At 58.8% G+C, this 16,683-nt stretch carries 19 protein-coding genes; 4 read left to right on the top strand and 15 right to left on the bottom strand.

The features are described 5' to 3' along the window. Positions 1–15: 15 nt before the first annotated feature. Together rplA and rplK are read right to left on the bottom strand one after the other, a co-directional pair. Complete coding sequence (gene rplA / locus AC2FLZ_RS10830; protein ID WP_480474068.1) at positions 16–714, bottom strand: 50S ribosomal protein L1; 699 nt, start codon at positions 712–714, stop codon at positions 16–18. Between the two features lies 1 nt (position 715). After that, positions 716–1,165, bottom strand: a complete 450-nt coding sequence (gene rplK / locus AC2FLZ_RS10825; protein ID WP_480474069.1) for a 50S ribosomal protein L11 — start codon at positions 1,163–1,165, stop codon at positions 716–718. 446 nt (positions 1,166–1,611) lie between these two features. On the opposite strand from rplK, the gene AC2FLZ_RS10820 reads away from it, so the two are divergent. Beyond that, positions 1,612–2,823 (top strand): peptidoglycan-binding domain-containing protein, encoded by a 1,212-nt coding sequence (locus AC2FLZ_RS10820; RefSeq protein ID WP_480474070.1) that lies wholly within the window; start codon positions 1,612–1,614, stop codon positions 2,821–2,823. A 96-nt stretch (positions 2,824–2,919) separates the two neighbouring features. Here the strand turns inward: AC2FLZ_RS10820 and nusG are convergent, their stop codons facing one another. The 7 genes from nusG to AC2FLZ_RS10785 form a co-directional block, all read right to left on the bottom strand. After that, a complete protein-coding gene (gene nusG / locus AC2FLZ_RS10815) occupies positions 2,920–3,453 on the bottom strand; it encodes a transcription termination/antitermination protein NusG (RefSeq protein ID WP_209507773.1) in 534 nt (177 codons plus the stop codon). A gap of 195 nt (positions 3,454–3,648) precedes the next feature. Next, positions 3,649–3,846, bottom strand: a complete 198-nt coding sequence (gene secE / locus AC2FLZ_RS10810; protein ID WP_480474071.1) for a preprotein translocase subunit SecE — start codon at positions 3,844–3,846, stop codon at positions 3,649–3,651. A 99-nt stretch (positions 3,847–3,945) separates the two neighbouring features. After that, the gene (ccoS, locus tag AC2FLZ_RS10805; RefSeq protein ID WP_209507770.1) at positions 3,946–4,104 is read right to left on the bottom strand and encodes a cbb3-type cytochrome oxidase assembly protein CcoS; all 159 of its coding nucleotides are present in this window, start codon (positions 4,102–4,104) and stop codon (positions 3,946–3,948) included. 5 nt (positions 4,105–4,109) lie between these two features. Beyond that, entirely contained in the window at positions 4,110–6,287 is a 2,178-nt protein-coding gene (locus tag AC2FLZ_RS10800) for a heavy metal translocating P-type ATPase (RefSeq protein ID WP_496882176.1), read from the bottom strand. Between the two features lie 3 nt (positions 6,288–6,290). Beyond that, positions 6,291–6,749 carry a FixH family protein gene (locus AC2FLZ_RS10795; RefSeq protein ID WP_209507766.1) on the bottom strand — a complete coding sequence of 153 codons (459 nt, stop codon included), beginning with the start codon at positions 6,747–6,749 and terminating at the stop codon, positions 6,291–6,293. Between the two features lie 2 nt (positions 6,750–6,751). Continuing rightward, the gene (ccoG, locus tag AC2FLZ_RS10790) at positions 6,752–8,179 is read right to left on the bottom strand and encodes a cytochrome c oxidase accessory protein CcoG (RefSeq protein ID WP_480624213.1); all 1,428 of its coding nucleotides are present in this window, start codon (positions 8,177–8,179) and stop codon (positions 6,752–6,754) included. A 102-nt stretch (positions 8,180–8,281) separates the two neighbouring features. Further along, positions 8,282–9,157 carry a LysR family transcriptional regulator gene (locus tag AC2FLZ_RS10785; protein WP_496882175.1) on the bottom strand — a complete coding sequence of 292 codons (876 nt, stop codon included), beginning with the start codon at positions 9,155–9,157 and terminating at the stop codon, positions 8,282–8,284. Between the two features lie 100 nt (positions 9,158–9,257). Between AC2FLZ_RS10785 and AC2FLZ_RS10780 the strand changes: the two genes are divergently transcribed. Then, the gene (locus tag AC2FLZ_RS10780) at positions 9,258–9,416 is read left to right on the top strand and encodes a hypothetical protein (protein WP_480474077.1); all 159 of its coding nucleotides are present in this window, start codon (positions 9,258–9,260) and stop codon (positions 9,414–9,416) included. 152 nt (positions 9,417–9,568) lie between these two features. On the opposite strand, the gene ccoP is transcribed toward AC2FLZ_RS10780, so the two are convergent. Genes ccoP through ccoN form a run of 4 tightly spaced genes read right to left on the bottom strand, consistent with a single transcriptional unit; the run spans position 9,569 to position 12,979 of the window. After that, positions 9,569–10,432, bottom strand: a complete 864-nt coding sequence (gene ccoP / locus AC2FLZ_RS10775) for a cytochrome-c oxidase, cbb3-type subunit III (RefSeq protein WP_480474078.1) — start codon at positions 10,430–10,432, stop codon at positions 9,569–9,571. Next, positions 10,429–10,614, bottom strand: coding sequence for a cbb3-type cytochrome c oxidase subunit 3 (locus AC2FLZ_RS10770; protein ID WP_209507756.1), 186 nt, complete (start codon positions 10,612–10,614; stop codon positions 10,429–10,431). The genes ccoP and AC2FLZ_RS10770 overlap by 4 nt, the downstream gene beginning before the upstream one ends. 12 nt (positions 10,615–10,626) lie before the next feature. Continuing rightward, positions 10,627–11,355, bottom strand: coding sequence for a cytochrome-c oxidase, cbb3-type subunit II (ccoO, locus tag AC2FLZ_RS10765; protein ID WP_480474079.1), 729 nt, complete (start codon positions 11,353–11,355; stop codon positions 10,627–10,629). Positions 11,356–11,371: 16 nt separating this feature from the next. Continuing rightward, positions 11,372–12,979 (bottom strand): cytochrome-c oxidase, cbb3-type subunit I, encoded by a 1,608-nt coding sequence (gene ccoN, locus AC2FLZ_RS10760; protein WP_480520922.1) that lies wholly within the window; start codon positions 12,977–12,979, stop codon positions 11,372–11,374. 201 nt (positions 12,980–13,180) lie between these two features. Here ccoN and AC2FLZ_RS10755 point away from each other — a divergent pair, with 201 nt between their 5' ends. Then, the gene (locus tag AC2FLZ_RS10755; RefSeq protein WP_480607071.1) at positions 13,181–14,020 is read left to right on the top strand and encodes a universal stress protein; all 840 of its coding nucleotides are present in this window, start codon (positions 13,181–13,183) and stop codon (positions 14,018–14,020) included. 40 nt (positions 14,021–14,060) lie between these two features. Here the strand turns inward: AC2FLZ_RS10755 and AC2FLZ_RS10750 are convergent, their stop codons facing one another. After that, positions 14,061–14,315, bottom strand: coding sequence for a GlsB/YeaQ/YmgE family stress response membrane protein (locus tag AC2FLZ_RS10750; RefSeq protein WP_209507747.1), 255 nt, complete (start codon positions 14,313–14,315; stop codon positions 14,061–14,063). A gap of 73 nt (positions 14,316–14,388) precedes the next feature. Further along, positions 14,389–15,132: a transcriptional regulator FnrL gene (gene fnrL, locus AC2FLZ_RS10745; protein WP_480474082.1), complete on the bottom strand. Its 744-nt coding sequence runs from the start codon at positions 15,130–15,132 to the stop codon at positions 14,389–14,391. 61 nt (positions 15,133–15,193) lie between these two features. Here fnrL and hemN point away from each other — a divergent pair, with 61 nt between their 5' ends. Next, positions 15,194–16,549: an oxygen-independent coproporphyrinogen III oxidase gene (hemN, locus tag AC2FLZ_RS10740; protein ID WP_480555826.1), complete on the top strand. Its 1,356-nt coding sequence runs from the start codon at positions 15,194–15,196 to the stop codon at positions 16,547–16,549. Positions 16,550–16,683 lie beyond the last annotated feature (134 nt).

The raw sequence follows: 16,683 nt of genomic DNA, 5'->3' as shown, positions 1-16,683 counted from the left end.
TGGCGTGGATCAGGCTTATTCGCCCGAAGCTTCTGCCACATCAACGGTCACACCGGGGCCCATGGTCGAGCTCAGCGCGATTTTCTTCATGTAGGTGCCTTTGGCGCCCGACGGCTTGGCCCGGGCAACAGCCGAGACGAAGGCGCGAATGTTTTCGGCCAGCTTGGCGTCATCGAACGATGCTTTGCCAACGCCTGCGTGCACAACGCCGCCTTTTTCCGCCTTGAACTGAACTTCACCGCCTTTGGCTGCTTCCACGGCTGCTTTCACATCCATGGTCACGGTGCCAACCTTGGGGTTCGGCATCAGGTTACGGGGGCCCAGAACCTTACCCAGACGACCGACGATCGGCATCATGTCCGGGGTTGCAATGCAACGATCGAATTCGATGGTGCCGCCCTGAATGGTTTCCATCAGGTCTTCTGCGCCAACGATATCCGCGCCTGCTTCTTTCGCTTCGTCAGCCTTCGCGCCACGTGCGAACACAGCAACGCGCATGTCTTTGCCTGTGCCGTTCGGCAGGCCGACAACGCCGCGCACCATCTGGTCTGCGTGACGGGTGTCAACGCCCAGGTTCATTGCGATTTCGATGGTCTCGTCGAATTTCGAAGTTGCATTGGCTTTGACCAGAGCAACAGCTTCGTCCACCGACAGGTTTTCCTTGCCAGCGACGGCTTCGCGCGCAGCGCGGGTACGTTTACCGAGTTTTGCCATCTTACTTCACCTCGATGCCCATGGAGCGGGCCGAGCCCAGGATGATCTGCATTGCGCCTTCGATGTCGTTGGCGTTCAGATCTTTCATTTTGGCTTCGGCGATTTCACGAACCTGCTTCGAGGTCACGGTTGCGATCGTTTCACGACCGGGATTCTCCGCTCCACGAGGGCGGTTCCGCTTGCCAACCGGCTTCAGACCAGCTGCTTTTTTCAGGTAATAAGACGCCGGCGGCGTCTTGATGTCCATGGTGAAGGACTTGTCCTGATAGTATGTGATCACGGTCGGGCACGGCGCGCCGGGCTCCATATCTGCGGTCTTGGCGTTGAACGCCTTGCAGAATTCCATGATGTTGATGCCGCGCTGACCCAGCGCCGGACCAACCGGCGGCGACGGGTTCGCCTGACCTGCAGGAACCTGCAGTTTCATTGTACCAGCAAGCTTCTTGGCCATTTGGTTTTCCTTTCAACTAAGGTGAAACGCGTCTCACCCAGATTATGTTGCGTGGTCCGGCCCGGGATCGCGATCCCGGTAACCTCCCACGAGAGAATCTCGCCCGAAGACGATGGGGCGGCGTTTACAGGGGATCATGGGGGTTGGCAAGTGGCCCGCCATTCAATTCGGGATCACCGAATCGAGTTTCAAATCGATAAACACCGGAGTCGACGCGCCATGGCGGGAAATTGCTGGTCATTCCGGTCAAACCCAGGAAATCCCAGGTGGCCTGTAAAACGAGGTTTCGCGCTATATTAAGGGTTTATTTTGCTTGAAAAAACCGGAGCGAACCCGGCGCCCGACCGACAGACTGCTGTGGCTTCGTTCCTTGCGCCGCATAAATAACCGCGCCATGCTGTGGCTGTGCTATAATCGGGGAAAACAAATTTGTTCGGAGGTTCGTCATGATTATTCGTTTATTAACTATGCTTGTCGCCGCACTGTCTTTTGCGGCGTCCGTTCCCCAGACCGCACGGGCCGATGCGGGCGACTTCATCGGCGGCGCTGTCGTTGGCGGGGTCGTCGGATACGCGATCGGCAAGGACCAGCAAAAGAAAAAGTCCCGGTCTTCAAGCCAGACCTACCGGTCAGGCATTCCGTCCACCTCGCAAGGGGCGCAGACACAGACCGCGCTCAACTATTTCGGCTATAATGCCGGGCGTGTCGATGGGCAGGTCGGGCATGGGACCCGGTCGGCGATCGAACGCTATCAGGTGTCCATGGGCTATCCTGTGAATGGCTATGACTTCCAGCCCTATCAGTATGACTTTCTGATGCAGGCCTATTACTGGGCGACAAGCGGTGGGCAGGCGGCAACCCAGCTTTCGGGTCAACCGCTTTTGATGGCCTATCGGCAACAGGTGCAAACCGGCTCTGCCTTGGCGGCGGCGCCTCAGACCCAGGCCCCGGCCATCCCGGTTATCACGCCTCAACAGGCCGAACCCGCAACAAGCGCCGCTGAAGCTACGACAGCCAGCCTGCCGAGCCTGTTTTCCGGCGGTACCGGAGGCCCATCGTTAGCCAATCGGTGCAGCGGGGTCATGCTGCAAACGTCGACCAATGGCGGCTATACGACCCTGTCGAACATGTCCGATCCTGACTTTGCGCTCAGCGAGCAATTCTGCCTTGCCCGCAGCTATGCGATGGCACAGGGTGAAGAACTGATGCAGGACATCCAGGGCCTTACACCCGATCAGGTCGCAGCCCAGTGCGCCGCCTATGGCGACATGCTGGCACCGCAAGTTGACGCGCTGTCTATCAACTCGAAATCAGAGGCTGAAACCCAGGTGCGCAAGCTTGCCTTGGATTCGGGTCTAAGCCCTGCTGATCTTGCCGCGACCAGCAAGGTCTGCCTTGCGATGGGATATCGTCAGGACAACATGGATACCGCGGTTGGCTCCGCGCTGATGCTGGTTGCCATGGGTGAACCCGCATACGGAGAACTGGTCGGTCACCACCTGCGCGAAGGCTTTGGTGTCCAGGCGCGCCGCGACCTTGCGATGCAGTGGTATGATGCAAGCCTTTCGGCGCTGGATTCCGGGTCGCAGGCGGTTTTCCTGCCATCCCAGACCGACCGCCCGCAGCTTTTGCGCGCAGCCATGGTTCAGTCGCAGTAAGCCCATTTGAAAACTGTATCGGCCCGTGTAGGGCTGAAACTGAAAACGCCGCGATGCTTTGACATCGCGGCGTTTCGAATTTCTCTGGCAGAACGCTTAGCTTTGCTTGGTGACCTGCGTGAAGTCCAGCTCGACCGGGGTTTCGCGGCCAAAAATCGACACCGAAACCTTCAGCTTTTGCGCTTCGTCGTCCACGCCTTCGACCATGCCGTCGAAATCCTCGAACGGGCCGTCGTTGACCTTGACCTTTTCGCCGATCTCGAAGGTGATCATCAGCTTGGGCGCTTCTTCGCCTTCCTGAACGCGGTTGAGGATCTGGTTCACCTCGGCGTCGCGCATCGGCATCGGGCGACCCTGCGGACCCAGAAAACCGGTGACGCGGTTGATCGAGTTGATCAGATGATAGCCCTGATCCGACATTTCCATATGCACCAGCACGTAACCCGGCATAAAGCGGCGTTCGGTGGTGACCTTCTTGCCCCGGCGCACTTCGATCACCTCTTCGGTGGGCACCAGAACTTCGTCGATATCGTTCTCAAGGCCCTGTTCAGCCACCGACGTGCGGATCTGCTCTGCGATCTTCTTTTCGAAATTCGAAAGAACGCTGACCGAGTACCACCGTTTCGCCATGAACCTGTCGTCCTTGTTTGTCTTCGGGGCATCACATCTTGCGGACACACCCGTCATTTAAATCCTGTCACGTCATCCGGAATAAAAAGCGGCGCGTGACCCGAATCGCCACACGCCCATTCCGAATATGCGTCACCTACTCTGACATCGCGCGAGGTGCAAGGGGCAGTCGTATTTGCCCCCGCCTGAACCGGCTTAGCCGAAAGCGCCCAGAACCAGCTGAAGGCCGCCCCGGATACCCAGATCGACCAAAGCAAAAAACACAGCTGTCAGCGCCGCCATGATGAAGACCATGACCGTGGTCAACAGCACTTCGCGCCGGGTCGGCCAGACGACCTTGGAAACTTCGGCACGGACTTGCTGAATGAACTGGATCGGGTTGGTGGTGGCCATTTGGCGTGTTCTCTCTGCTTGCGGATGGGCCGGACATAGCCGGGCATTGCGGCAATTTCAAGGGCGCTTGGATGAACTCTGCGCATATCGGGCGATTGGTCAGGGTTTGGGTTTGTCGTCCCACTCGTCACTCAGGATGCGGCGCGCGTCGCCATCGGGGTCTTCGTACTGATTGGAACGAACGGTATAGATAAAGGCGACCAGACCAACGCCCCCCAGAAACAGGGATATCGGGATCAGATAGGCAAGCACTTCCATCAGGGTTACCTCAGCCGCAATGCGTTCAGCGATACGGTAATTGACGAGGTCGACATCGCCAAGGCCGCGATCAGCGGTGTTGCCAGTCCGATCACGGCCAGCGGAACGGCAATCACGTTGTAAACGGTTGCGATCTGGAAGTTCTCGCGGATGCGACGGGTGGCCTTGATGGCCGTATCGCAGGCATCCGCAATGGGCAGAAGGTCATTGCCCAGAAGAACGATGTCCGAGGCAACCCGCGCCGCATCCAACGCCGAGGCCGGAGAGATCGACACATGTGCCGCCGCCAATGCAGCCGTGTCGTTCAGGCCGTCCCCCACCATCAGAACTTTGCGGCCCTGATCCCTGAGGTCCTGAATGCGCTGTGCCTTGTCCTGCGGCAAAGCCTCGGCGACCCAATCCGTTATTCCCAGCTTCTCGGCCAAAGATTGCACGGCGCCCTTCGAATCCCCCGAGATCAATAGCACATGCTTGCCTGACGCCCGCAACGCTTCCACCGCCTCGGCCGCGCCTGGGCGCAACGCGTCCGAGAAGCGGAACGCCAAGGGCGCATCGTCGCCAATTGCAAGCCAGGCAGACGTTTCCGCGCCCTGCTGTGCGCCGAGCCATGCGGCCCGGCCCAAACGAACGCGTTGACCGCGGTATTCCCCTTGGGTGCCGTATCCCGGCACTTCGGTTATGTCCCGAACATTTGCAGGCTTGATCCCGGCCTGTCGCGCGGCTTTGGCCAATGACACGGACAAGGGATGCGCAGAGGCCTCGGTCAGGGCCAGCGCAACCTCGACCTGCGCGCGGGCGTGATCGCCAAGATTGACCAGTTCCGGCGCACCCGAGGTCAGCGTGCCCGTCTTGTCGAACACCACGGTGTCGGTCTCGGACAACCGTTCGAGCGCGGTTGCGTGCTTGATCAGCATACCCTTGCGGAACAACCGGCCCGAGGCAGCGGTGGTCACTGCCGGAACAGCCAAACCCAAGGCGCAGGGACAGGTGATGATCAGAACCGCCGCGGCGATGTTCAGAGCGGTGCGCAAATCGCCCGAATAGATGTACCACCCCACAAAGCTGAGCGCCGAAAGGATGTGGACACCGGGCGCATAAAGCTTGGCGGCCTTGTCGGCCAGCGAGGTATAGCGGGACCGCCCCGATTCAGCGATGGCCACCAGATCCGCCATCCGGTGCAGCGACGTATCCTGCCCCACTGCTGTGGCGCGCAGGGTCAGCGGACCTGTCAGGTTGACCTCGCCCGCGCTGACCAACTGGCCGGCTTCGGCAAACACCGGCAGGGTTTCCCCCGTCAACAGCGAACGGTCCAGTTCGGACTGACCAGACACGATCTGACCGTCCACCGGCATTCGGCCACCGGGGCGCACAAGGATCAGATCACCGACCGTCAGATCGGCCACCGCAACTTCGGCCTCCACCCCATCCAAGATGCGGATCGCGCGCGGCACTTCCAGAGCGGTGAGCTCTTCTGCGGCGGATCGGGCTGCGGCGCGGGTGCGGTAATCCAGATACCGGCCCGCCAGCAGGAAGAAAGTCAGGGTCAGCGCGGCATCGAAATAGGCGTGCTCTCCGCTCAGTGCGGTCTCCCACAGGGAGGTGACCAGCGCCAGCAGGATCGCCAGCGTGATCGGCACATCCATATTCAGCCGCCGCACCCGCAGGGCGCTCCAGGCGTTGGCAAAGAACGGTTGAGCCGAGAAGGCAATGGCAGGCAGCGCGATTGCAGCGGAAATCCAGTGGAACATGTCGCGCGTCGCGTCTGTTGCGCCGGACCAGACCGACACCGACAACAGCATCACGTTCATGGATGCGAACCCGGCGACGGCCAGTCGCATCAGCAGGTCACGCCCCGCCTTGTCCGCCTGTGTTGCCGACAAAGCGCCGGGGTCCAGCTCGTGGGCTTCGAAACCTGCCTGTTCAAGCACCGGGATCAAATCGGCCGCGCGGGTATCCGGCGCGGCTTTGATCATCGCCCGTTTCAGAGTCAGGTTGACCCGCGCGTCTTCAACACCGGGATGGGCGTTCAGTTCACGTTCGACCGTCGCGATACAGGCCGAGCAGTGGATGCCCGGCAGCGACAGGGCAATCTGCACATCTTCCGGAATCGGGCGCGCGGGTTCTGCTGGTGCTGCCAGACACCCCGGACAGGCCGCCGTACCGGATGAAAGCTGCGCCGTCATCGGCTACCCTTTCACGTACAGCGGAACGCGCTGCGAAAACTCGGCGCCACTGCCATCACGCGCGACCAACCGGATATTCCAGTTGCCCTTGCCCAGCGTGGCAGGCGTGGCATAGGCCGCGCCGTCAAAGGTGAAATCCGGTGCAAAATCGTCCCGCACATGGGTTGCGCGGCCAACCACCGCCTGCAATTCGCTGACCTGAACCGGTGCACCGGTCGCGTCCGTAATATGCAGGATCAGAAGGCCACCTTTGGTTTCTGCCCGAACCGTCCAGCCCAATGCCTGCTGCTCTTTCAGGCGATCGTTGAACTCCTGGCTGGCAACATAGGAATTCTTGACCTCCAGCCCGGGAAACGTTTTCACCGCATTATAAGCCAGCACGAGGTTCACCGCGATGATCACGCCAAAGGCACCGACAAACACCGCCAGAGCGTGCTTTCCGGTGAATTTACGTTCGGCCATGATCAGTTCCCCCGTCCGTTGAACGTGGTGTCTTTGTAAGCGCGTTCGCCGCTGCTGAGGTCTTCGACCCAGATCCGAACTGGTGTCGCTTCTGCTGCCGCCGGACCGCTGTCACGGGATGCCACGATATATACACGGGTCAATTGTGCCGTATCCGCCGTGACATTCACAGTATCGATCTTGGTTCCCTCAATTTCCAGTCGCATCGACGGATCGCCCGCCAGAGACAATTTGAACAGGCGGTCCTCGCCGTGCTTGTTGCGCAGTCTGACATCATAGGTGTTCCGAATGGTGCCGTCTGACAGGGTGACAAAGGTCGGGTTGCGCACGGGCGCTACGGTCAGATCGATGTCAGAGCGAATGAACAGGGCGAACAACAGCGCAAACCCCACCAGTGACCACAACGAGGTGTACAGGATCGTGCGGGGTCGGAAGATGTGTTTCCAGACATTCTTGGGCGGTTGGCCTGAGCGTTCACGTGGCTCGTCGCTGAGCGCCATATAGTCGATCAGCCCGCGCGGTTTGCCGATCTTGGCCATCATGTCATCACACGCGTCGATGCACAGGGCACAGGTGATACATTCAAGCTGCTGACCATCCCGGATATCGATCCCAACAGGGCAGACATTCACGCAGGCCATGCAGTCGATGCAATCCCCCAACTCGGAATCAGCTGTCCGCTTGCCTTTGCCGCGCGGCTCACCACGCCATTCGCGGTATCCCACGACCAGCGTGTCTTCATCCATCATCGCGGCCTGAATGCGCGGCCAAGGACACGCGTAGATACAAATCTGTTCGCGGGCGAACCCGCCGAAAAAGAAGGTCGTGCCAGTCAGAACCAGCATCGTCGTGTAAGCGACGGGATGCGCGTTGCCCGTCACAAGATCGCGGAGCAACGTCGGCGCATCCGCAAAATAAAACACCCAGGCACCGCCGGTGGCCAGGCCGATCAGGAACCAGGTCACCCATTTCGTCAACCGGAGCCGAGCCTTGCGGAAATCCAGCTTTTCCTGACGATGCAGGCGCAAACGGGCGTTTCTGTCGCCTTCGATCCAGCGCTCGACCAGAATGAAAAGGTCAGTCCAGACCGTTTGCGGGCAGGCATACCCGCACCAGACCCGCCCCAGCGCAGATGTGAATAGAAACAGACCCAGCCCCGCCATGATCAGCAGGCCCGCCACGAAATAGAACTCGTGCGGCCAGATTTCGATCCAGAAGAAATAGAAGCGTCGGTTTGCCAAATCCAGCAGGACGGCCTGATCCGGCAAGCTGGGGCCGCGATCCCATCTGATCCAGGGCGTTACATAGTAAATGCCCAGTGTCACGATAAGGATGATCCATTTCAGGTTCCGAAATGGCCCAGAAACGCGCCTTGGAAAGATCGGTTCTCGTGCGGCGTATAGGCTGGGGGTGGGGTTGGAATCGCTCACAGGCTGGCTCCGGTACTGGCTCTTCTGAGTGTGTGTTCTTCCAGATCACGTGCATAGCAACTTTGACATGGGTCAAAACGCGCATCGTACAGACACCTTTTATCACATTTCCCGTGCCTGACGCCTCAACCACGTCACAAAAGTTCTGACAGCTGGTCTAAGTGCTGAATTTGGCGTCACAATATGGTATCCGCGCGTATCCGGCTCTGCATAAAGCTCAACGATGCGACCGGCCTTGATGTCAGGCTCGACGAAATGTCGCACCGTGACAGTGACCCCCTGCCCGGCCCGCAGACCGTCCAGTACCAGGTTTCCCGGCAGCTCGGTCCGGCCCGCACCGCGTTCAGGACCGGCACCATGTTCGGCCAGCCAGGTCGTCGCCTCGGTGGTGCCGATTTCCTCGAGCCAGGGCAGTTGGGCCAACTCGGTCGGCGTCCATGACGTCTTTTCACCCAGCAGTTTCGGAGCGGCGACGATGACCACCGGCGACTGCAACAGCATCTCTGATTGCACACCGGTCCAACCGCCGGGGCCGTACCGAATGGCAATGTCGATCCCACCCGGTCGCAGTTCAACAACTTCGGCAGTGGGATCGAGGATCAGGTTCACCTCGGGATGGGTTTCGCGAAAAGCCGGTAGACGCGGCATCAGCCAAGAGGCCGCAAAAGAGGATGTCAGCGACACGTGGACCGGGCGGTCCTGACCAGACCGCACCAAATCCCCCACTGCCGCCTCGATCGCGCCAAACCCAAGTTGCAGGGCTCGGGCCAGATGTTCACCATCGGCGGTTAGGGTCAGGGCCTTGCCTGTTCGATCAAGCAAGGCAGCACCCAGATGGTTCTCAAGTACGCGCAACTGCTGGCTAATCGCCGCATGGCTTACGTTCAACGCAGCACCAGCTTCGACGACATTGCGTTTTTCAGCAAATGCCGCAAACGCCCTCAGCGCGGCCAATGGGGGAAGCGACAACCAATTCATATGTAACCCTGACTTACACTATGGAATGGTATTTGAGTCGCATTCAGCACTTCAAAGGTCAATCTTTATTGCAGAGATACCCTTGCAGAGGAGACCAACCATGCTGACCGTTTTTGCCAGATCTTTCATGACCGCAACCCGGATCAATGCGCCGCATATTCGCGATGTGCCAAAACCGGGTCGCCACAAACGCCGTTGGCTGCCGGAAGGTCATTGGTGGATTAAAAACCCGCGCGAGGTGGATCCGAACAACTTTTGACGCAGGTAACAGTAAACCTGAATCTGGACCACAGGTTTAAGTGGCCTTATTGTGGGAAAAAAGCACCGGCTGTTCAGGAAACGCGCGAACAGATGGAACAGCCGGTGCCCCAGCCTTCGGGCGGCGAACCGCCCGAAGGTGTTCTTTAGATCTTACTGACCGCCGCCCAACTGGTGGACATAGGCAGATACGGCGCGAATCTGCGCCTCGGTCAGGCGGGTATCCCAGTTCGGCATGACACCAAAGCGGCTGTAAGTTACGGTTTCCGTCAGCATTTCTTCACTGCCACCGTAAAGCCAGATCGCGTCAGTCAGGTTCGGCGCACCCTGGAAGATATCGCCTGTGCCATCCTCGCCGTGGCAGGCCGCACAGTTGTCTTCGAAGACAACTTTACCTGCCTGCGCTGCCGCATCGTCGGTCTGGGCATTGCTCAGCGACATGACGTACTGGACCACCTGCGTGATTTCCTCATGTTCGAGGATTTCGCCAAATGCCGGCATCTCGGAATAGCGCGCATCGGCGCTTTCTTCGTTCCGGATACCGTAGCTGACGGTGTAAACGATATCGTCCAGCGTTCCGCCCCACAGCCAGGCATCATCCAACAGGTTCGGGAAACCCGGCGCACCCTGCGCACCCGAACCATGGCATTGTGCGCACCAGGTCCGGAACACCGCACCTCCCGAGTTCACGGCATATTGCTGCAGTTCTGCATCCTTGGCGATGTCTTCCAGCGAAGTTTCCACCAGCTTGGCGTTCCAGGGCGCGTTTGCCTCTTCGAAGGCAACCATGTCCTGCTGAACGTTTTCTCGGGTTGACCATCCCAGCACACCGGCTGTCGCGCCGTGGACCAAGGGCCAGGCCGGAAACATGATCGTATAGATCACGCCCCAGAAGATGGTGGCGTAGAAGGTCCATAGCCACCAGCGCGGCATAGGATTGTCGAATTCCTCAATCCCGTCCCAGCTGTGCCCGGTTGTATTTGGATCGCCCGGCTGTTTATCAGGTGTCTTGCTCATTGCCGCGCCTCCTTGGGTGTGGCGGGTTTGTCTTGATGCCGGAAGGGGATGTTGGCAGTGTCCTTGTATTCCTTGCTGGCACCGGGGCGGAAAACCCAGATCACGATGCCAACGAAGAAGGCAAACAACACAAGCAGCATCCAGCTATCCGCGAACTGTCGAAGAAGTGTGTATTCTTCCATCCCACCCTCCTGTTAACGGCTTGCATCCGGGGTAAAGGTCGAGAAATCGACCAGCGTACCCAGCATTTGCAGATAGGCGATCAGCGCGTCGGCTTCGGTCAGTTCAGGCTGACCATCGAAGTTGCGTACGTTGACCTTGTCACCGTACCGCTCCAGCAGACCGTCGTAGTCACTGTCCGGGTCGGCCTGCGCGCTGAAATCGGCAACCGCGTTTTCCAGCATCTCGTCGGTATAAGGGGTGCCGACAACCGCATTGGTCGCCATGATGTCACCGATATACTTGCCGTCGATCTTGCGATGTTCGAGGAAGCCGTATTTGGGCATCACCGATTCAGGCACCACAGACTGAGGGTCGCGCAGGTGGTCCATCTGCCACTGATCCGAATAGCGGCCACCGACACGCGCCAGATCAGGTCCGGTACGCTTTGATCCCCACTGGAACGGGTGGTCATACATCGATTCAGCCGCCAGCGAGTAGTGGCCATAACGTTCGACCTCGTCCCGCATCGGGCGGATCATCTGGCTGTGGCAGACATAGCAACCTTCGCGGATGTAAATTTCACGCCCTGCCATTTCGAGAGGGGTGTAAGGGCGCATGCCCTCCACCTTCTCGATGGTGTTCTCAAGATAGAACAGCGGGGTGATCTGCACCAGGCCACCGATGGTCACGACCAGAAAGCTGAAGATCAGCAGGAGGGTCGCGTTGGTCTCGAGGATCTTATGTTTGTCGAGAATTGCCATTGCTCCGGCCCTCCCTCTATTCAGCAGGGACCGCGACGGTCAGGCTGGCCTCTTTGGCCGGCGCTTTCCGCACAGTCATCCACAGGTTGTAGCACATGATCACGGCGCCAGCGACGAACAGAACGCCACCCAGAGCACGCACCACATACATCGGGAACTTGGCGGCCACGGTGTCAGCGAACGAGTTCACCAGGAAGCCATTTGCATCCACTTCACGCCACATCAGGCCTTCCATGATACCGGTGACCCACATCGACGCGGCATAAAGCACGATGCCGATCGTGGCGAGCCAGAAGTGCCAGCTGACCATCTGCAGCGAGTACAGACGCTCGCGCTTCCAAAGCACGGGCACCAGGAAGTACAGCGCGCCAAAGGTAATCATGCCGTTCCAGCCCAGCGCGCCCGAATGCACGTGACCAATGGTCCAGTCGGTGTAGTGGCTGAGGCTGTTCACAGCACGGATCGACATCATCGGACCTTCAAAGGTGGACATGCCGTAGAAGCCGACCGAGATGACCATCATGCGGATCACCGGATCGGTGCGCAGCTTGTCCCAGGCACCCGACAGCGTCATCAGACCGTTGATCATACCGCCCCAGGACGGCATCCACAGGATCACCGAGAACACCATACCCAGCGTCGACGCCCAGTCAGGCAGCGCGGTATAGTGCAGGTGGTGTGGACCGGCCCAGATATACAGGAAGATCAGCGCCCAGAAGTGGATGATCGACAGCTTGTACGAAAACACCGGGCGTTCGGCCTGTTTCGGGATGAAATAGTACATCATGCCCAGGAAACCCGCGGTCAGGAAGAAGCCCACAGCGTTGTGGCCATACCACCACTGGATCATGGCATCCTGCACACCCGACCAGACGATGACCGATTTCGAACCCCAGATGCTGACCGGGATGGTCATGTTGTTGACCAGATGCAGCATGGCGACGGTGACGATAAAGGCCAGATAGAACCAGTTGGCCACATAGATGTGGGGTTCTTTCCGCTTGATGATCGTACCCAGGTAGACCGCCAGATAGGCGACCCAAACAATGGTCAGCCACAGATCGACATACCATTCAGGTTCGGCATATTCCTTGGACTGCGTTCCGCCCAGCACATAGCCGGTTGCGGCCAGAACGATGAACAGCTGATAGCCCCAGAACACGAACCACGCGAGGTTGCCGCCCCAAAGCCGCGCCGCGCTGGTACGCTGAACCACATAGAACGAGGTTGCGATCAATGCGTTACCGCCAAATGCAAAAATGACCGCCGAAGTGTGCAACGGACGCAGACGACCAAAATTCAAATAACCCTGCGCCCATTCGAAGTTCAGTACCGGAAACGCCAGCTGAAACGCGATAAACGTCCCGGCGAGGAACCCGATCACGCCCCAAAAGGCAGTTGCGATCACGCCATAGCGGATCACGCCATCCATGTATTCGCCCGAGCGGTCGATCTGAATATCTGGCTCGTCAGTGTTTCGAAGCGTCCAGATGAACAGGCCACCGGCGATGAGCATCACCAGCAGCGCATGTACCTGATACGCCAAATCGCGTGCATAATTGGTTCCGATCGCTGCAAACAGCGCGATCAGACCAAGCACGATCAGCTTGATGTAATTCGACATATTGCGTCCCTTTGCCATGCTCCGCGCGCTTTTGATTCTTATGACGCGCGAAACCCATTTGACTGGCTGCCGTTCTGAAGCACGGCCACCTTCATTGCTTTGATCTGTATCAAGACAGTCCAGCGTTTTCTATGACACGCATGGTAGTAGAAAAGGGCTAACAGGTCACATGAGACCAATTGCCCGAAAAATGAGGTCAAAATGGCGTACAAATCTCTTCTCACAGTCATGACCGAAACGCAGACTGCACAGGCTGCTTTGGCGCAGATTGTGGCCCTGGCCGAGGCTCAGGATGCCCATGCCGAAGTCCTGTGTCTGGGCGTCGATCGCAGTCAGACAGGTTACTATTATGCGGGTGCCAATGCTTTGATCGTTCAGGAAACGCTGAACCGGGCCAATGCCGAGGCACAGGATTTGCTGGCCTTTGCCAATGACTATCTCGGCAAATCCGGCGTGCGTTGGTCCGCCGAACACGGCGTTGCACAAATTGCCGATATCGGGCGCCACGTCGCGCACCGGGCCCGGTTTTCCGACCTTGTGATCCTGCCACATCCGTATGGTGAAGGTCGGGGGGCCGAGGCCGAGCCCATTATCGAAGCGGCCATGTTCGAAGGACATTGCCCTGTTCTTGTGGTTCCCGACAGCGGCGCGCCGTTGAAAGTGCCGGGCAACATCATGATCGCCTGGAACGAAAGCGTCGAGGCCATGTGCGCCATCCGGCGGGCCCTGCCCTTCCTCAAACGGGCCGAGATCGTCCGTATTGTGGTTATTGACCCACCACAGCACGGGCCAGACCGGTCGGACCCGGGTGGGATGCTGTCCCAGATGCTGGCCCGTCATGGTGTCAAATGCGAGATCGATGTGCTCAGCAAGACCATGACCCGCGTCTCGGATATCCTTAATCGCCACGCGACGGATACCGAATCGGACATGATTGTGATGGGCGCTTATGGCCACTCCCGCTTTCGCGAAGCCATTCTGGGCGGGGCGACCCGGAACATGCTGGAACAATCCTCGGTTCCGGTGTTCCTGGCGCACTGACCTAAACAAGCTAAAAGCCGCCTCGACAGGCGGCTTTTTTTCACCCCCGACGAATGAGGCCGATCAGGAACAAAAGGATCACGGCCCCAATTGTTGCGAAAAGGATCGACGACAACAGGCCCCCGCCAACAGAAAATCCTAGCGCCGGAAAGATCATGCCCGACAGGAACGCACCTACGATGCCGACGATAATGTTGCCGATCAGGCCGAACCCACGGCCCTCCATGATCTTTCCCGACAGCCATCCGGCGATTGCGCCAATGAACAGCATTGCCAACAGACTGCTGAACCCCATGCCACACTCCTATGTTAGTTCGTGAACCGACCGGATGGTCGCGGTAAGCGAGTTCTGCCGAGCGAAAGACCGGTCATACCAGAAACCCGCCATCGGAATCGTCGCCTGCTTCTTCCATGAGCCGGCCAAGATCGGGGATGGTCACGTGACGTTTGCCTTCCAGCAAGATCAAACCGTCCTTCTTCAGAGCTGAGATCTGGCGGCTGACCGTCTCAAGCGTAAGTCCCAGATAATCCGCCATGGCCTCTCGGGTCAGGGGCAGATCGAACACGATCGGTCCCGACAGGCCCTTTTGACCAATCGACGCATCCCGGCGGGCAATGATCGATATCAGGCTGGCGATTTTTTCGCGCGCTGTCTTGCGACCCAGAACCAGCATCCATTCACGGGCAGCATCAAGCTCGTCCAACGTCATCTGTAGCAGGCGATGCGCGATGTGTGGCGTTTCGTTCATCAGCTCTTCAAATGGTTTCTTGCGGAAACAGCACATCACGACATCCGTTGTCGCCTGCACATCGTAAGGCGCAATGTCGCGCCCCGGGCGACCGACGAAATCGCTGGGCAAGAGAAGACCAACCATCTGGGTGCGCCCGTCTTCCATCGTTTGTGTCAGCGACGCGATTCCCGCGACGACTGAACCGACGAAATTCATCTGGTCGCCCGACCAGATGATGGTCTGACCCGCTTCGAAACTGCGGTAATACTTAATGGCATCAAGCGCTTCCAGTTCGTCAGCGTCACAGCGGGCGCAGACCGCGCGATGTCGTATCGGGCAGTCTGCGCAATTTGAATGATCGAACTGTGCTTTTATTGTCATCTGCGTTTCCACTTGATCTCCGTCAAAGCACCTAAGTCGCCTGCCCCCTAAGGGTATCGTCATGATAGTGAAACCACAATTGGCAAAGCTTGGACTTTTTGACGCGAAAGTACCGCGTTACACAAGCTATCCCACAGCGCCCCATTTCAACAATGACGTGGGGGCGGACATGTTTGGCGACTGGATTTCGGGAATCGAGCCCGGCAGCGCCATATCCCTTTATATCCACGTCCCGTTCTGCCGCAGGCTGTGCTGGTTCTGCGCCTGCAGGACGCAAGGCACACAAACCGACAATCCGGTGATTGCATATGTGGATGTTCTGAAAGCCGAGCTGGACCTGCTGGCGGCGCGCCTGCCCGCGGATGTGGTGCTGTCGCGCCTGCACTGGGGCGGCGGTACGCCAACGTTGCTGAACGCCCAGCTGATGCGTGATCTGGCACAGCACATTCTGGGGATCGTCCCCATGGGGCCGGACGCCGAGTTTTCGGTTGAAATCGATCCGAACGAGATTGACGAGGCGCGTCTGGATGCGCTGGCAGAGGCAGGCATGAACCGCGCCTCGATTGGAGTGCAGGATTTCGACGATGAAATCCAGAAAACCATTGGCCGCATTCAAAGCTACGATACAACGCGCGACGCGATCGACATGATCCGCGCACGTGGCATTGCCAGCCTGAACGCGGATATCCTTTACGGGCTGCCCCATCAGACCAAGGCCCGGATGACGGAAAGCGTGCAGAAGCTTTTGTCGCTCAGCCCGGACCGCGTGGCGCTTTATGGGTACGCCCATGTGCCGTGGATGGCCAAACGGCAGCAGCTGATCCCGTCGGACGCACTGCCAACGCCCGAACAACGGCTGGAACTGTTCGACACCGCCCGCCGCCTGTTCCTGTGGGACAACTACGCCGAGATCGGCATCGACCATTTTGCCACGCAGGATGACGGGCTGACCCAGGCCCTGCGCGCGGGTCGTCTGAAGCGGAACTTCCAGGGTTATACCGACGATCAGGCCGATGTGTTGATCGGTGTCGGGGCCAGCTCGATCTCGCGCTTTCCACAAGGCTATGCGCAGAATGCCCCGGCCACATCCGCCCATACAAAAGCCATCCGCAACGGGCAGTTTTCGACATCCCGCGGGCACCTGTTCAAAGGTCAGGATATTCTGCGCGCCCGTCTGATCGAAGCGCTGATGTGCGATTTCCGGATCGATTCGGCTGAAATCCTGCGCGATCACGATATCTCGGCCGCAGCGCTGAATGAGATGTATCGTGCCGCCAACGCCTCATTCGACGGGCTGCTGCAAATCAGCGAGGAAGGGCTGTTCATCCCCCCCGAGGCGAGGGCGCTGACCCGGATGGTTGCCCGCAGCTTCGACGCATACGACCTCAGCAAAGCCGGGCACAGCTCGGCGATCTGACCTTTTTTTCGGGCAACATTCAGCCCGTTGAGTACAAAACACATCGGGGGCTTGACGCACGCCTGCGGTTTTTTCCACACTCAAGCTGTGGGGTGATGTTTCGCCCTGCGGCCTGAGGCGGGCAAATTACAGAC

Source organism: Ruegeria sp. YKSF131 (assembly GCF_059612645.1).
The sequence above is the reverse complement of the archived record's forward strand: the minus strand, read 5'-3'. Positions and strand labels throughout refer to the sequence as shown.

Coding starts and splice junctions, on each gene's coding strand:
- AC2FLZ_RS10795 (WP_209507766.1), bottom strand. CDS start 6,749: ATGGCCGAACGTAAATTCACCGGAAAGCACGCTCTGGCGGTGTTTGTC.
- nusG (WP_209507773.1), bottom strand. CDS start 3,453: ATGGCGAAACGGTGGTACTCGGTCAGCGTTCTTTCGAATTTCGAAAAG.
- AC2FLZ_RS10800 (WP_496882176.1), bottom strand. CDS start 6,287: ATGACGGCGCAGCTTTCATCCGGTACGGCGGCCTGTCCGGGGTGTCTG.
- AC2FLZ_RS10750 (WP_209507747.1), bottom strand. CDS start 14,315: ATGGGGTTCAGCAGTCTGTTGGCAATGCTGTTCATTGGCGCAATCGCC.
- ccoP (WP_480474078.1), bottom strand. CDS start 10,432: ATGAGCAAGACACCTGATAAACAGCCGGGCGATCCAAATACAACCGGG.
- rplA (WP_480474068.1), bottom strand. CDS start 714: ATGGCAAAACTCGGTAAACGTACCCGCGCTGCGCGCGAAGCCGTCGCT.
- ccoO (WP_480474079.1), bottom strand. CDS start 11,355: ATGGCAATTCTCGACAAACATAAGATCCTCGAGACCAACGCGACCCTC.
- AC2FLZ_RS10780 (WP_480474077.1), top strand. CDS start 9,258: ATGCTGACCGTTTTTGCCAGATCTTTCATGACCGCAACCCGGATCAAT.
- hemN (WP_480555826.1), top strand. CDS start 15,194: ATGATAGTGAAACCACAATTGGCAAAGCTTGGACTTTTTGACGCGAAA.
- AC2FLZ_RS10770 (WP_209507756.1), bottom strand. CDS start 10,614: ATGGAAGAATACACACTTCTTCGACAGTTCGCGGATAGCTGGATGCTG.
- AC2FLZ_RS10755 (WP_480607071.1), top strand. CDS start 13,181: ATGGCGTACAAATCTCTTCTCACAGTCATGACCGAAACGCAGACTGCA.
- AC2FLZ_RS10820 (WP_480474070.1), top strand. CDS start 1,612: ATGATTATTCGTTTATTAACTATGCTTGTCGCCGCACTGTCTTTTGCG.
- ccoN (WP_480520922.1), bottom strand. CDS start 12,979: ATGTCGAATTACATCAAGCTGATCGTGCTTGGTCTGATCGCGCTGTTT.
- AC2FLZ_RS10785 (WP_496882175.1), bottom strand. CDS start 9,157: ATGAATTGGTTGTCGCTTCCCCCATTGGCCGCGCTGAGGGCGTTTGCG.
- secE (WP_480474071.1), bottom strand. CDS start 3,846: ATGGCCACCACCAACCCGATCCAGTTCATTCAGCAAGTCCGTGCCGAA.
- fnrL (WP_480474082.1), bottom strand. CDS start 15,132: ATGACAATAAAAGCACAGTTCGATCATTCAAATTGCGCAGACTGCCCG.
- rplK (WP_480474069.1), bottom strand. CDS start 1,165: ATGGCCAAGAAGCTTGCTGGTACAATGAAACTGCAGGTTCCTGCAGGT.
- ccoS (WP_209507770.1), bottom strand. CDS start 4,104: ATGGAAGTGCTTGCCTATCTGATCCCGATATCCCTGTTTCTGGGGGGC.